The organism is Mesorhizobium sp. PAMC28654 (assembly GCF_020616515.1).
Classification (GTDB): Bacteria; Pseudomonadota; Alphaproteobacteria; order Rhizobiales; family Rhizobiaceae; genus Mesorhizobium.
The window spans coordinates 403,723-418,290 of sequence record NZ_CP085135.1; the positions used below are offsets into that span (position 1 = coordinate 403,723).

The 14,568-nt window shown below is 58.6% G+C and carries 10 protein-coding genes and 3 pseudogenes; 7 read left to right on the top strand and 6 right to left on the bottom strand.

Going from position 1 to position 14,568, the window contains the following annotated elements; genetic code table 11:
• Positions 1-67 precede the first annotated feature (67 nt).
• Both mfd and LGH82_RS01945 read left to right on the top strand, forming a co-directional pair.
• Entirely contained in the window at positions 68-3,565 is a 3,498-nt protein-coding gene (gene mfd, locus LGH82_RS01940) for a transcription-repair coupling factor (protein WP_227347068.1), read from the top strand.
• Between the two features lie 191 nt (positions 3,566-3,756).
• Positions 3,757-5,124 (top strand): annotated as a pseudogene (locus LGH82_RS01945) (class II 3-deoxy-7-phosphoheptulonate synthase).
• Between the two features lie 67 nt (positions 5,125-5,191).
• On the opposite strand, the gene LGH82_RS01950 reads toward LGH82_RS01945, so the two are convergent.
• The 3 genes from LGH82_RS01950 to LGH82_RS01960 form a co-directional block, all read right to left on the bottom strand.
• Complete coding sequence (locus LGH82_RS01950; protein WP_227347069.1) at positions 5,192-5,959, bottom strand: RES family NAD+ phosphorylase; 768 nt, start codon at positions 5,957-5,959, stop codon at positions 5,192-5,194.
• Complete coding sequence (locus LGH82_RS01955) at positions 5,919-6,293, bottom strand: MbcA/ParS/Xre antitoxin family protein (protein ID WP_227347070.1); 375 nt, start codon at positions 6,291-6,293, stop codon at positions 5,919-5,921. Before LGH82_RS01955 ends, LGH82_RS01950 begins: the two co-directional genes overlap by 41 nt.
• A 109-nt stretch (positions 6,294-6,402) precedes the next feature.
• A complete protein-coding gene (locus LGH82_RS01960; protein WP_227347071.1) occupies positions 6,403-7,473 on the bottom strand; it encodes a sensor domain-containing diguanylate cyclase in 1,071 nt (356 codons plus the stop codon).
• A 383-nt stretch (positions 7,474-7,856) separates the two neighbouring features.
• Here LGH82_RS01960 and LGH82_RS01965 point away from each other — a divergent pair, with 383 nt between their 5' ends.
• Complete coding sequence (locus LGH82_RS01965) at positions 7,857-8,216, top strand: diacylglycerol kinase (RefSeq protein ID WP_227347072.1); 360 nt, start codon at positions 7,857-7,859, stop codon at positions 8,214-8,216.
• Positions 8,217-8,256: 40 nt separating this feature from the next.
• Positions 8,257-8,843 (top strand): annotated as a pseudogene (locus LGH82_RS01970) (hemerythrin domain-containing protein).
• On the opposite strand, the gene LGH82_RS01975 reads toward LGH82_RS01970, so the two are convergent.
• Positions 8,840-9,445 carry a DedA family protein gene (locus LGH82_RS01975; protein WP_227347073.1) on the bottom strand — a complete coding sequence of 202 codons (606 nt, stop codon included), beginning with the start codon at positions 9,443-9,445 and terminating at the stop codon, positions 8,840-8,842. The pseudogene LGH82_RS01970 and the gene LGH82_RS01975 sit on opposite strands and share 4 nt — an antisense overlap.
• 190 nt (positions 9,446-9,635) lie before the next feature.
• On the opposite strand from LGH82_RS01975, the pseudogene LGH82_RS01980 reads away from it, so the two are divergent.
• A pseudogene (locus LGH82_RS01980) lies at positions 9,636-9,818 on the top strand (DNA-3-methyladenine glycosylase I); the annotation flags it as partial.
• A gap of 75 nt (positions 9,819-9,893) precedes the next feature.
• The gene (locus LGH82_RS01985) at positions 9,894-11,765 is read left to right on the top strand and encodes a recombinase family protein (protein WP_227347074.1); all 1,872 of its coding nucleotides are present in this window, start codon (positions 9,894-9,896) and stop codon (positions 11,763-11,765) included.
• Between the two features lie 100 nt (positions 11,766-11,865).
• Here the strand turns inward: LGH82_RS01985 and LGH82_RS01990 are convergent, their stop codons facing one another.
• Complete coding sequence (locus LGH82_RS01990) at positions 11,866-12,447, bottom strand: hypothetical protein (RefSeq protein WP_227347075.1); 582 nt, start codon at positions 12,445-12,447, stop codon at positions 11,866-11,868.
• 197 nt (positions 12,448-12,644) lie between these two features.
• Between LGH82_RS01990 and LGH82_RS01995 the strand changes: the two genes are divergently transcribed.
• Positions 12,645-13,565, top strand: a complete 921-nt coding sequence (locus tag LGH82_RS01995) for a hypothetical protein (protein WP_227347076.1) — start codon at positions 12,645-12,647, stop codon at positions 13,563-13,565.
• A gap of 102 nt (positions 13,566-13,667) precedes the next feature.
• On the opposite strand, the gene LGH82_RS02000 is transcribed toward LGH82_RS01995, so the two are convergent.
• Positions 13,668-14,432: a hypothetical protein gene (locus LGH82_RS02000; protein ID WP_227347077.1), complete on the bottom strand. Its 765-nt coding sequence runs from the start codon at positions 14,430-14,432 to the stop codon at positions 13,668-13,670.
• Positions 14,433-14,568 lie beyond the last annotated feature (136 nt).

Sequence of the window (14,568 nt, forward strand, 5' to 3'; positions counted from 1 at the left end):
AGTAATTCCAGGAAAAGTGCGAAGCGGTTTTCCGTCCGGAATTGCGACAAGACAAGACCGTGATTTCATGACCCTTATTCCCAAAATCGGCCTGCCCAAGGGCCGCGCCGGCCAGTTCATCGTCGACGGCGTCGCCGATGGCTACGAGGCCTTCGCGCTGGTGCAGACGGCGCTCGAGATCGCTCCCGACAAGCCAGTGCTGTTCGTGGCGCGTGACGGACAGCGCCTGCCGGCAATCGTCGAGGCGCTGGCCTTCGCCGCACCGGGCCTGCCGGTGCTCGACCTGCCGGCATGGGATTGCCTGCCTTACGACCGCGTATCGCCCGGTTCCGATGTCGCCGCGCGGCGGCTCGATGCGCTTACCGCCATGATCGCGCTGGCCCGGAAGCCGCATCGCGCGGTCATCCTGACCACCGCCAATGCACTGCTGCAGCGCATTCCGCCGGCCGGCCTCGTCGAGGCGCAGACCTTCCACGCAAAACCCGGCAACCAGATCGACATGAACGCGCTGATATCGCGCCTGGAGATCTCCGGCTTCGAGCGGGTGCCGACCGTGCGTGGCGTTGGCGAATTCGCGGTGCGTGGCGGCATTCTTGATCTCCTGGCGCCGGGCTGGACCGAGGCGCTTCGGCTCGACTTCTTCGGCGACACACTGGAATCCATCCGCGTCTTCGACGCCGCGACCCAGCGCACCACCGGCCAGCGCAAGTCGATGGCGCTGCAGGCGATGAGCGAGGTGGCGCTGACGCCCGAAACCATCAGCCGCTTCCGCCGCTCCTATATCGAAGCGTTCGGCGCACCCCAGCGCGACGACGGGCTCTATGCAGCGGTTAGCGAAGGCCGGCGTTTCGCCGGCATGGAGCACTGGCTGCCATTCTTCTACGAAAAGCTGGAGACGGTTTTCGACTATCTGCCGGAAACGCCGGTGGTGTTCGACCATCTGGCGCACGAGGCCCTGGCCGAGCGCCACACGCTGATCCTCGATCATTACGAGGCGCGCAAGAAGCAGGCCGACGCCGCATTGAAGGACGCCGTGCCCTACAAGCCGGTGCCGCCAGACCTGCTTTACCTGTCGCCGGAAAATCTGGTCGCCTCGCTCGGACCACGCGAAGCGATCGACTTCACGCCATTCGATGCGCCGGATGCCGGTGCGAAAAAGGTCTATCACGCCGGTTCGCGCCAGGGTCGCAGCTTTGTCGAGGAACGCGCCGATCCCAACATCAACGTCTTCGATGTCGTCGTAAAACACATTGGCGATGAGCGGGCGGCCCGCCGACGCGTCGTTGTTGCAGGCTGGACCGAAGGCTCGCTCGACCGGCTCGGGCAGATCCTGGCCGAGCACCACCTCGGCAATCTCAAGCAGGTTGCAACGCTGGCAGAAGCCGAAAAGCTCGAGCCGGGGCAGGCGGCACTGGCCGTGCTGCCGCTGGAATCCGGCTTCGAGACCGAAAAACTTGTCGTCGTCGCCGAGCAGGACATTCTGGGCGACCGGCTGATCAGGCGTTCGAAGCGCAAGAAACGCGCTTCCGACTTCATCGCCGAGGCCTCCGCCCTGTCATCTGGCGATATCGTCGTTCACACCGATCATGGCATTGGCCGCTTCATCGGCCTGCGCACCATCGAAGCGGTTGGCGCGCCGCATGATTGCCTCGAAATCCACTATGCCGGCGATGATCGGCTGTTCCTCCCGGTTGAAAACATCGAGCTTCTGTCGCGCTACGGCTCGGATTCAGCCGAGGCGACGCTCGACAAGCTTGGCGGCGGCGCCTGGCAATCGCGCAAGGCGAAGCTGAAGCGCCGCCTGCTCGACATGGCCGGCCAATTGATCCGCATCGCCGCCGAACGGCAGATGCGTGCAGCACCCGCGCTGGTGCCGGCGGACGGCCTCTATGACGAGTTCGCGGCACGCTTCCCCTATGAGGAGACCGACGATCAGCAGACGGCGATCGACTCGGTGCGGGACGATCTTGGCGCCGGCAAGCCGATGGACCGGCTGATCTGCGGCGACGTCGGCTTCGGCAAGACCGAAGTGGCGCTGCGCGCCGCCTTCATTGCCGCCATGGAAGGGTTCCAGGTCGCGGTGGTGGTGCCGACGACGTTGTTGTCGCGCCAGCATTTCAAGACGTTTTCGCAGCGTTTCTCCGGCTTGCCGATCCGCGTTGCCCAGGCCTCGCGGCTGGTCGGCGCCAAGGAACTGGCTGAAACCAAGAAGGGCATTGCCGAGGGGCAGGTCGACATCGTCGTCGGCACCCACGCGCTGCTTGGCTCGTCGATCTCGTTCAAGAATCTCGGCCTGCTGATCATCGACGAGGAGCAGCATTTTGGCGTCAAGCACAAGGAACGGTTGAAGGACCTCAAGACCGATGTCCACGTGCTGACGCTGTCGGCGACGCCGATCCCGCGCACGCTGCAACTGGCGCTGACGGGCGTACGCGAACTCTCGCTGATCGCTACGCCGCCGGTCGATCGCATGGCGGTGCGCACCTTCATCTCGCCTTTCGATCCGCTGGTCATCCGCGAGACGCTGCTTCGGGAACGCTATCGCGGCGGCCATTCCTTCTACGTCGTTCCACGCATCAGCGATCTGGCGGAAATCCATGATTTTCTGAAGGAGTCTGTTCCGGAACTGAAAGTCGCGGTAGCCCATGGCCAGATGCCGCCGGGCGAACTCGACGACATCATGAACGCCTTCTATGACGGCCAGTATGATGTGCTGCTGTCGACGACCATCGTCGAATCCGGCCTGGACATCCCGACCGCCAACACGCTGATCATCCATCGCGCCGACATGTTCGGCCTGTCGCAGCTCTATCAGTTGCGCGGTCGTGTCGGGCGCTCCAAGGTGCGCGCCTACGCGCTGTTCACGCTGCCCGCCAACCGCAAGCTCACCGATACGGCCGAGCGCCGGCTGAAGGTGCTGCAGTCGCTCGACACGTTGGGCGCCGGGTTCCAGCTCGCCAGCCACGATCTCGATATCAGGGGCGCCGGCAATCTTCTGGGCGAAGAGCAGTCCGGCCACATCAAGGAAGTGGGCTTCGAACTCTATCAGCAGATGCTGGAAGAGGCTGTCGCCGAGGTGAAGGATTCCGGCGAGGTTCAGGACGGCGGCTGGTCGCCGCAGATCGCCGTCGGCACGGCGGTGATGATCCCGGAAAGCTATGTTCCCGACCTGCAGCTGCGGCTGGCGCTATACCGTCGTCTCGGTGATCTCGAAAACACCGAGGAGATCGATGCCTTCGGCGCCGAGCTGATCGACCGTTTCGGACCGTTGCCGGAAGAGGTGAAGCATCTCCTCAAGATCGTCTTCATCAAGGCGCTCTGCCGCAAGGCCAATGTCGAGAAGCTCGATGCCGGGCCAAAGGGCGTCGTCATCCATTTCCGCAAGCGCGAGTTCTCCAACCCGGTCGGGCTGGTCAAGTTCATCGGCGAGCAGGGCTCGCTGGCCAAGATCCGGCCGGACCACAGCGTCGTCTTCGCCCGGGATTGGCCGACGCCGGAAAAGCGCCTGGCTGGCTCGGCAGTGGTGATGACGCAACTGGCCAAGCTGGTCGACAAGGCCGCCTAGGCGCGTCCCATTCGCCAGGCGGTCAAATCCGGTCTAGAATAGGAAATCGGCTTCGTGTATGGAGCCGCGATCCCCACATAGGGGTCGAAATGGCGGGCGATGGCGCTCGCTTGGTTGTTTGACGCAATTCCGGACGGAAAGCCGTTTTACACTTTTCCTGGAATTGCTCGGAAAGAGCGTTGGGTGCAGCGATGACGAAATGGTCGCCGAATTCGTGGAGAGCAAAGCCGATCAAGCAGGTTCCTGCCTATCCGGACCTTGCCGCGCTGAAGAACACGGAAGCACAACTTGCCACCTTTCCGCCGCTGGTGCAGGTGAGGCGCGCAAGCTGAAGAAGCAGCTTGCGGCTGTCGCTGCCGGTGACGCATTCCTTCTGCAGGGCGGCGATTGCGCCGAGAGCTTTGCCGAGCATGGCGCGGACAACATCCGCGACTTCTTCCGCGTGTTCCTGCAGATGTCGGTCGTGCTGACCTTCGCCGGCGCACAGCCGGTGGTGAAGGTTGGTCGCGTTGCCGGCCAGTTCGCCAAGCCGCGCTCGTCCGACAACGAGACCAAGGGCGATGTGACTCTGCCCAGCTATCGTGGTGACATCATCAACGGCATCGAGTTCGACGCCAAGTCGCGCATTCCCGATCCTGCCCGCCAGGAGATGGCCTACCGCCAGTCGGCGGCGACGCTCAACCTTCTGCGCGCCTTCGCGCAGGGCGGCTATGCCAGCCTGGAGAATGTGCATCGCTGGATGCTCGGCTTCGTGTCCGACAGCCCGCAGGGCGAGAAATACGAGTCGCTCGCCAACCGCATCACCGAGACGATGGACTTCATGAAGGCCGTCGGCATCACCTCGGAAACCAATTACGCGCTTCGCGAGACGGATTTCTACACCAGCCACGAGGCGCTGTTGCTTGGCTATGAGGAAGCGCTGACCCGCGTCGATTCGACCTCCGGCGACTGGTACGCCACGTCAGGCCACATGATCTGGATCGGCGACCGCACCCGCCAGCCCGATCATGCGCATGTCGAATATTGCAAGGGCATAAAGAACCCGCTCGGCCTGAAATGCGGTCCGTCGCTGACGCCGGATGGTTTGCTTGAACTGATCGACCTGCTCAACCCGGAGAACGAGCCGGGACGGCTGACGTTGATTGCGCGCTTCGGCTCCGACAAGGTAGCCGATCATCTGCCGAAGCTGGTGCGCGCGGTGAAGAAGGAAGGCCGCAGCGTGGTCTGGTCGTCGGACCCGATGCATGGCAACACCATCGAGGCCGCCGGCTACAAGACGCGGCCGTTCGACCGCATCCTGAAGGAAGTGCAGACCTTCTTCGAGGTGCATCGCGCCGAAGGCACTCATCCGGGCGGTATCCATGTCGAGATGACCGGCAAGAATGTCACGGAATGCACCGGTGGCGCCCGCGCTATCACCGCCGAGGAACTGCACGATCGCTACCACACACATTGCGACCCGCGTCAATGCAGATCAGGCGATCGAACTGGCGTTCCTGGTCTCGGATCTGTTGAAGAAGAGCCAACCGGTCCAGCACAAGCAGGCCGTAAACGGCTAATATTGTTTCGATATTTGAATGTATCAAAAAGGGCGTCGGAGAAATCTGGCGCCTTTTCAATTTGAAATCAGCGCCCGCGTTCCCAACGCAGGTCCTTGAGCCTTGGATCGGCAAAAGCCGTCCTTGAAAACTCGATCCGCTTTTCCGGGAATTCGCAGATTGCCTGCACGCCGAAGGCGCCGAGACGAATGCGCCATGTCTGGGGTTCGATCGGCTTCGGCTTGGCGAAGCCACGGCAGGTGAGCAGCGCGATGTTGGCGCCGATGGGGTTGCGTGCCGAGCGATAGCGGATCGCTTCCAGTCCGGCTTCGCGCGCGACATCGGCAATGTCCTGGCAGGCCGCGTAGTCCTTAGGATGGGCCCATGTCGCGTCGTCGCGGTCAAGCGGCGGTCGGGTCAGGTCGACGGCTCTTGCACAGCGTATCGCGGCGGCGAAGGCGGTGTATTCGGCGGCGTCGCGTGGCCAGGGCGTACCCGGCGATTCAGCAAAGAACAGCAGCCGGTAGAAGGCCATTTCGGATACGGCGGTCATCATGGTCTCCGCCGCGTAGTAGACGCCCTTGGTCCTGCCGGCACGGCGGAAGCGGGAGCCATGCGGATAGACCGAGCCGTAGCGGAAGGGCGTCGCCAGCAGATAATGGAGGTGCCGGCACTCAAGCGGGATTCGTGGCTTGGTTTCCTCGATGAGGTCTTCGAGCACTGCCTGCTCATCCAGCGTGTCGACGACTTTCAGCGTCGAGACACGGTGCTGCGCCTCGACCATGCGCCAGTATTTGCCTTCGAGGCTTACGGCTTCAGACGAGAGCGCGTCGGGAGTCCAGATAGGCGATGACATCGACGAGCCCGGTGATGGTGAGGATTTTTTCAAGCGGCGTGGCGTCGAACGCCGTGTTGGAATTCTTCAGCCACGCCCGGGCAACGGTCTCGTCACCTCCGACAATGGCGTCGAGCGAACGAAACAGCCTGACGAACAACACGGCGAGCTCGAATGGCTTGGTGCCGCGTTCCAGCAGGAATTCCTGCCTGCGCATACGCGAAACCGTCGCTTCGGAGACGCCGATTACAGAGGCCAGCATCCTGGCGGTAATGTCCAGCAGATCAGCCGCGCGCAGCGTTGCCTTGGTCAGGACTGCGTTCTCGGCTGTCTTGGCTGCGGTCTGGAGTTGCATCGCGCACGCACCCTTCCATTTCTATGGAAAATATAGGCCACAAAAATTCACATGGAAAGGGCAAGGGCAGCCAAAGTCGAAAGATGGGAGGCGAAAGGCCGGTCGGGCGTCAATCTTTCTTGTAAAGCAGCCAGCTCTTGCCGGAGCGACCTGCCATGGTCGAATGCCTGGTCACACGGTTGCGGCCACCGACCTTCGAGCGGTAGAGCGCACGGTCTGCCTTGGTGTAAAGATCCTCGGGGTTTTCGGCCTCCGATGCCATGCAGATGCCCATGGAGACCGTGACGGTGCCATAATTCGTGCCGGTCTGGCTGCTGGTGAAAGGAGTCTGTTCAATCAGCGCGCGGATACGCTCGGCTATCTCGTAGGTTGTATCCTCGCTGGCGCCTTCGATGATCAGCGCGAACTCCTCGCCGCCGGTGCGGGCAACGAACATGTCGCCACGAATGCTGGTCTGCAGGATGTCGGCGATGATCTGGATGATCTTGTCGCCAACAGGGTGGCCGTAGCGGTCGTTGATGTCCTTGAAGCGGTCGATGTCGGCAAGGATCAGGGCATTGAACAGGATGCCCTTGTTGCTGTTGTAGATCCTGGTGATTTCCTTGTCGAAGGCGCGACGATTCCAGATATGGGTCAGCGGATCGGTGTCCGCGAGCCGCTTGTACTCTTCGAGCTTCGATTTCACGCTCTCGAGTTCAGCTGTCTTGTCGCTGAGCGTGGTTGCAACCTGCCGGCCGTGGTTGATCGTCGAATTGGTGGCCGTCGCCATGGCATTGGCGATCTTCTGCAGGAGATCCTGCGAAAGGAGGCTGCGGTTGCTCAGCCCGCTCGACGTCTCGTCGAGAATCCGGCCGTACTTCTCGATGTGGCTGCGCTCGCTTCTCAGCAGCGAGGCAACGTCCTCGAGTTCCTTGGCAATCACATCCCTGGCGTGTTCCACGATGCTAGGGCCATGGTTCTGCGCGAAGAAGGTGCGTCCGATCTTGTCCAGTTCGTCCTGGGTCGGGCGATTGCTGAGCGAAACGACGGCAAGGCTGAGTTCGTGATTGGTGCCGCTCAGCGCTTCGTAGAAAATCTCGTAGTTGCGCGGCAGGCCCAGGACGCCCAACTGTCGCATGGTCGCCACAACCGTGCTTGCAATGTCGGCGTTTCGTTCGGTCTGGGCGGTTGCCGGTTGCATGTTTTGTTCACTCTACCCTAGGAGCCATCGCGGACTTGCGAGTGCCGGATGTCACCGACCGGGGGAACGCAACTCGACATTCCAGAGCATCTTGCGAAGTGACGCGTCCCCACCCACGACTTTCGCTCGCCGGCATGATAAATGCGGGCGCGCTAAAGTTTCCTTAATTTACTGTGGCTTCATAAGATTTTTCTACCTCAGGCTGTAGAAACGATGAGCCGGTTTTGAGGTAAGGCGTATCCGAAAGCATGGTCTTGGACCATTCCAACCGAGATCAGAGCTGTGACCTTGTCTGCAAACGAGTGAGTTTTGGACAAACCACCTTATTCCATTGATGCCGCCATTGCATTATCTCGGGCCGGTGATTCTGACGGGGATTTGGCATGCAGCGGCTGATCGGCGCGTTTTTCAATTCGGTGCGGGCGTTTCGCAAGCTGGCCGCCAGCGAAAAGGCCTTCCAGCAGGAGTTGATGCTGCTGGTGCTTGCCTTGCCGCTGGGATGGTTCGTCTCGACGTCGTGGCGCGGCTACGCAGTGCTGATCGGTGCGGTGCTGCTCCTGATCATGGTGGAGGTGTTGAACACGGGCATTGAAGCAGCGTGCGACGCTATCTCCCGCGAGTTCCACATAGACATTCAACTGGCCAAGGACTGCGGCTCGCTGGCGGTGCTGATTTCGGTCGTGATCGTTGCCGGCGTCTGGGGCATCGCGTTGATCGAGCGGATCACGGGACTACCGATCTGACGGCTCAGTCACTACATGACGGTCACCAAAGGAGACTGTCATGAGCGAAGCGGGCAATTTGCTTCTGTTAGAGCGTGCATGCCTACCGGACGATTTGCGCTGGCTGGCCGAAAAATACCCGCGTGAAAACTGGCAAGGGCATGCCAATATCCACGGCATTGCCAATATGTGGCTGCAGCGCCACGACATGTTCCGCGAACTCGGTGGCATGCTGACCGCGGGCATTGGCGACTACCGCGAGGGCAGGCTGACGGCGCCGGACTTCGCGCAATGGTTCGCGCCGCGCCTCAACCATTTCCTCGGTAATCTCGATGGCCATCATAATGTCGAGGACCACCATTACTTCCCGGTCTTCGCCAAGGCCGAGACCCGATTGAAGCGTGGCTTCGATATCCTCGATGCCGATCATCATACCATCCATGAAGGATTGGAGCGCAATGCCGAAGCGGCGAACGCCTTCATCCGACGCTTCAGGAGAGCGAGGACAAGCAGCGTTTCGCCGCGGACGCGTATGCCGACGAGAACAGCAGGCTGATCGCCATGCTGACCCGGCATCTTGCCGATGAGGAAGACCTGATCATCCCCTTGATCCTCGATCGCGGCGACCGCGCTCTCGGCATCGATTAGGCTCCTCCGGTTTCCCTGACTTCCTTGTCGCGTTCCTTCCTCGAGGCGTAACGGGCGATCAGCCAGGCGATGACGGCTACGGTCAGGCCGATAGCGAGGCCGATCAGCAATTTCTCGTGGCGCGCCAGGGCCTTGCCGACGATCTGCTCCGCGCCCAGCCCGAAAACATAACCAATGCCGCTGAACAGGACCGCCCAGATCACCGACGATATGGCGTTCAGGATGACGAAGCGCAGCATGCCTATCCGCGAGAGCCCAGCCGCTATGCCGCCGACGAGACGAAGTCCGTAGATGTAGCGGTTCGACAGGACGAAGATGTTGGGATGCGTGTTGACCAGCCGGTAGGCGCGCCTGAAGCCGGGCCGTTTTCTCAATCTGACCACGAATGGATATTCGGCGAAGCTTCGCCCAAGAATGAAGAACAGCGTGTCACCGGCAAAGGCGCCCAGCGCGGCCGCAAGGACGGTATGCCAGAGAACGAAGAGATGCTGGTGCGCGAAGAACCCACCCAGGATCGCCGCGCTTTCACCTTCGGCGACGCAACCGAGAAAAACGGCAAGCAGTCCGTATTGTTCGATGAGATGATGGATGAACTCCGTCATGAAGCTGACCGCTGTTGCGGCGGCATGTCGTTGAACGAATCAAGACCGTCCGCCCGTCGCCTTCGCCAACGGTTTGGCAGACGTCTTTTCGTCTTGTCCATGCTCGTCCCCATAGCTATGTCCTCGACAGACGTAGAGGCTGCCGGCTTCTACGGGAAGTGGTACATTCGCGGCAATTGGCGAGGGTGCGATGGCAGATTTTCGAAAAATTCGTCTGCGTGCCGCAAAACGCAAGGGCGGTGAGGGCGAACTGGCGTCACTGCTGGGGCCGGCGCCCGACAATGCGGCCGTGGCCGGCATCGCGGATGACCGCATTCTCTCGACCATGGCTGAGCGCGTCTTTGCCGCCGGATTCGTGTGGCGGGTCATCGACTAAACGTTTGGACATAAGGGAAACCCTTGCATCCGTGAGGCACGTTCCTATATGTGCCCGAGCGGAGCTAACCTCATGAATTATAATGATAAAGTTATAGTGGATTTCTCAGAAGAATCCGATTCTACAGTGAATTTTCACATTGCTTCGGTCAGCGAAACAGCGCTGACATACGCCGGACCAGTGGCCTATTCGTACATCAGATGGTCCACCGCCATCCAAGAGCAAGGCGATAGCTTCAGGCGGCAATTCGCCTTGGCCGAGAAATGGAGTATCGAGAACGGAATCCCATTGGCCGATGACAGGATCATGACTGATGCCGGCGTGTCTGCCTTCAAGGGCAGGAACCTTGAACAGGCGAGTGCGCTTGGGGCATTTTTGAAGGCTGCACAGGACGGGAAAATCCGGCGTGGTTCTTACCTTCTGGTGGAGTCGATTGACCGTCTAAGCCGCCAAGGCGTGTTCGCTACCGCTGCCATTGTCCAAGAGATTTGGAAGGCTGGAATTTCAATTGTCACGCTTACCGATTCCAAGACCTACCATCCCGATTGCAATGACATGGATGCGCTGATGATTGTGTTTGTGGCCATGCGAGCGAAGGAAGAGTCGGCCACAAAGGGCAAGCGAGTTAAGCAGAGCTATATCAAGCGCAATGCCAAGGCCGCTGCCACTGGTGAAGTCGTGTCAGGCAACCTGCCGGGATGGCTGCTCAAAGACCCACAGACGGGCAAGGCGAAGCTACATGAACTGAAGGCAGAGATTGTCAGGCGGGTTTTTGATTTGAGCCTGAACGGGTGTGGCCTGCCCAAGATCGCCAAGATTCTGAACGAAGCTGGGGTCCGTCCATTCGCCATGGATAAGCGCAGGAAGGGCAGGGCAGAATATTGGACCATTGCGAACGTCCATTACATCCTGAAATCCAAGGCCACTTACGGTCTGTATGCGCCACCGAAATCAGACCCATGCATGATCTTTCCAGCGGTCATCACCGTTGAAGAATACAATCGGGCGCAAGCTGGCATGGCACAACGCCAGCGCACCGGTAAGGGCAGGAAAGGGCAAGCCTATTCGAACCTGTTTGGTGGCATTGCCAAATGCCACCATTGCGCTGAGCCCATGACTATCAGAAACCCAAAGCCGGGCCGGGCTATCCAGTTCTATTGCAAGGGTTCGTTGGTGGGTAAGTGCATGGATGCAGCACCATGGAACTATGAACGGTTTGAAAAATCCTTCCTGTCATTCGTAGCTGAGATCGATCTGAAGACCATCATCCATGGCGGGACGGGATCACGCCAAGACACCATTACGCAACAGATTCAGCAATTGGAAGGCGAACGGATTGCGCTTTTCAAATCCCAACAGACCTTCATCAAAATGATCGTTGATGACGAAATCCTTCGGGAATCGTTGCAGCCTTCCATGGTGAAGAACGCCACCAAGCTAAAGGCCATAAACGAACAGATAGGCGCATTGGCGATTGAGCGGAATAAAATCCAGTCAGAACAGCAAGCGTCAAACGATGGCAACCGGATCACCTTTCCAAGGGTAGGAACTGGACCCAGCGAAGTGACAATGGCCGAACTGTATCAGCTACGAGCAAAGGCCGCTGAACATATCAGAACCATTGTTGAGTTCATCGAACTGGATAGGATTCACTGGCGCAAGCGTTACCTGCAAGCAGCCAAACAGGCCACCAATGAGTCAGAGCGGGAACTCTGGCTGAATGCAGCGGGTAACGTGAAACCATCAGCTATAGATTCAAAATATCTGGTGCGTTTCAAAGGTGGCGCATCACGCTTGATCTATCCGGATAACCGGGATGCCACAGAGTCCTTTGCCGTGGCGAATATGGGCTTCAAGGGAAATGCGGCCAAGTTGCCGAAGGCCACCAGAACCATTGAAGAATTTCACGAGGCCCGGATGGGCGTGAATTTCAGCTTGGGCTAATGCGAGCGAACTCGATGGTGAATGCACCCCGACGCCGTGACAACCGAGACGCCAAAGCGTTCAGCAATCTGACTTTGCCAGGCGAACGCCATGGAACGTCTCAAAGACTGTAAGCGCCACAATCCTCGAACGCTGTTGAAAAGCGTTGGTTAAAGGCTCTACCACGCCAACCGGGATCTTCACCGGCTCGTATTTTCTTCGAGGTCTCTTGTTCCCAACCGCCATCCGGGAATTTAGACCAGACGCAATCACAAAAATGGGTCAGTTGATCGCTTGTTGGGTTGGATTTTTCTCCAAGTGTGAATTCGGGAAGGGGCTGCTTACATGTAAAAGAAAGATGGTCGGCGGCAGCGGTTTGAACCGTGTATGATTTGAACATTTCCAAAGCATAGCCGGCGGGAAAAAAAGCCAGGATTAGGCCGATGAAGGCAGCCCACGAAAAAGCATGAGGACTACCTTGCGCACTGCCGGTGACCGCCTTGGTGATACCAGCCGCAATGAGTGCCAGACCGCCGCCGATGATGATGGATGCTGCAAACATTCCGACGACAATCAGCACGATGTGTGCCCAAATCGGGACCGATATTGGACTCCGAGAAAACCAGTTGTAATAAGCAAGGCCGACAAACCACCCGAAAATCACCATCCCTGATGCTTTGCCATTGATTTGATCGACGGTCATAAGCTTCCCCCCTTTTATGCACAGCTATGTCTAAGTGCCAGATCGGTGGTTTGGAAGAGGCAATCATTGGGACAAATGGATTTATCAATGCTGCTGGCCGCCATGGTTAGCTGCTCGATCTTTAAATCCTGTGTCCGTTGTCTTGCCCTAAACTACGGCTCTGGCAGAATGCAAAGCCTCATGGGTGGGAGGGTAAAGTGGGCAGATTGTTGTGGTTAGTTGCGGCAACGCTGTTGGCGGGGCATGCCAGTGCGGCGGTCATCCAAAAAAGACCCCAAGCGTTGGGTTCGCCGGACTTGATCACGGTTACCGGGATCATAGAGCCCAACGACGATCTCCAGTTCAGTCAAATCGCTGCGACGACCGGGCAAGCAATTGTTCTGCTCGATAGCGAGGGCGGATCGGTATTGCCGGCGCTGGAAATAGGTCGGGCTATTAGGCTGAAGGGTTTCGCTACCGCTGTGGCAAGCGAAACCCTTTGTGCCTCCGCATGTGCATTGACTTGGCTCGCTGGCTCGCCACGGCTGGCGGGCGAGCAAGCCAAACTTGGCTTCCATGCATCCTATATCGTCAACAATGGCGTTGCCAGCGAAACGGGTGTCGGGAACGCTTTGATCGGGGCGTATCTCAACCAAATCGGGCTTTCGCAGAATGCAATCGTTTTCGTCACTTCTGCGCCGCCTGAAGGGATGGCTTGGCTGTCATGGGATAAGGCCAGGGAACTCGGCCTACAGGTAGGTTCGTATCAAGCGAACGTTATGTCTCCGGGCACTGGAGACGGGCAAACGGCACCCGAGCCGTACGATCCAATGAAGGCAGCCGCTGCGTTCTACAATGCCTTGTCCAACGCCGATGGGGTTTCGGCTGCGGCCCTCGTGGTTCCTGAAAAACGAGGCATCGGCCCGTTCAACGAGGCTTCTATCCATTCATTTTTCGGTGGGCTTTCCGTTCCGCTGCAACTCGAATCCATTGCACGGCGTGGCGTCGACAAGGTCGCTGTCTCGTATACATATTCCAGATCCGATGGCTCCGTCTGTGCAGGTAAGGCGGAGGTCCAGACCATCTACAAATACGGCAAGACCCTGATTGGCAAAATACGAGCCCTTAGCGGGTGCTAGTGGTGAAAACCTAACGCTTGATACCCGCTGATACGACCGCAATGGGTAGAAAGCGGCCATTCGGGCAGGTGACAGATAGCGGTGGCACGGTCCAAGTCGTCGTCACCTGGCCGATGTTGTAGAAACCGGCGGCGCTAGATCTGCACCACAAACCTGCGACTGCAGATACTCGACATGAGCTGCCAGCAATGATGGCCAATTTGCCCAGTCGATACCGCTGACCCAAGCGCAAGCTGCTTCATGCCCGTGAACTTGTCGCAGCAGGCAGAAGTAAGCATGGTCTCGCCATGAACCACATAACTGCTCATTGCCGCTCATCACCTCCATCGCCGAACGCCATGTGAACCACCTCTTGATCCATTCGCCAACCCTGCCGTCGAGATCATCGACGCACTGGGCTATGAAGGCATCAAGATCACTTTCGTTTGCGACCCAAAAGGGACCACGACCTCCGACAAAGTTTCCGTCGATGCCATCAAAAGATACTCTAAGAAATTGTTTGTTCAGCCGTCGAGAACTTTGAGTTTTGAACTGCGCCGAACTTGGATCTTTGAGTTCATACCAAGCGTCGAAATCCTTGTATGATTTGGCGAATTTCTTCCACTTGAACACAACTACAAGGGCGCAATCATAATCTCCGTACCGGCGGTCCGCATAGCAGTCGAACTCGATGTCGAAGTCCGTCTGATTGTCCGCAGATGCCACCACAAGCTTGGTGCTGTCCGGCTTAAACCATTTCGCCCCAAGGCGGGTATGGAGTTCTCCTGCCACTTTCATTCGGATTGTTTTTGAATCCAACATACTGAGCAAAGCCTTCTCTGCGGTTAGTGTAACTGAACTCAGCGGGTATGGGTCGTTTCCTGCCATTCCCTGTGGGTATCAAGCGTTAGGTTTTCACCACTAGGATACGACGGGACGAAATCTGTTGCCATTTTTAAATGCCGTCGAAGCCTGCTGTCGTGGCTCTCCCTCGATCCAACAGATTTCCCTCAGTGTCTGACCC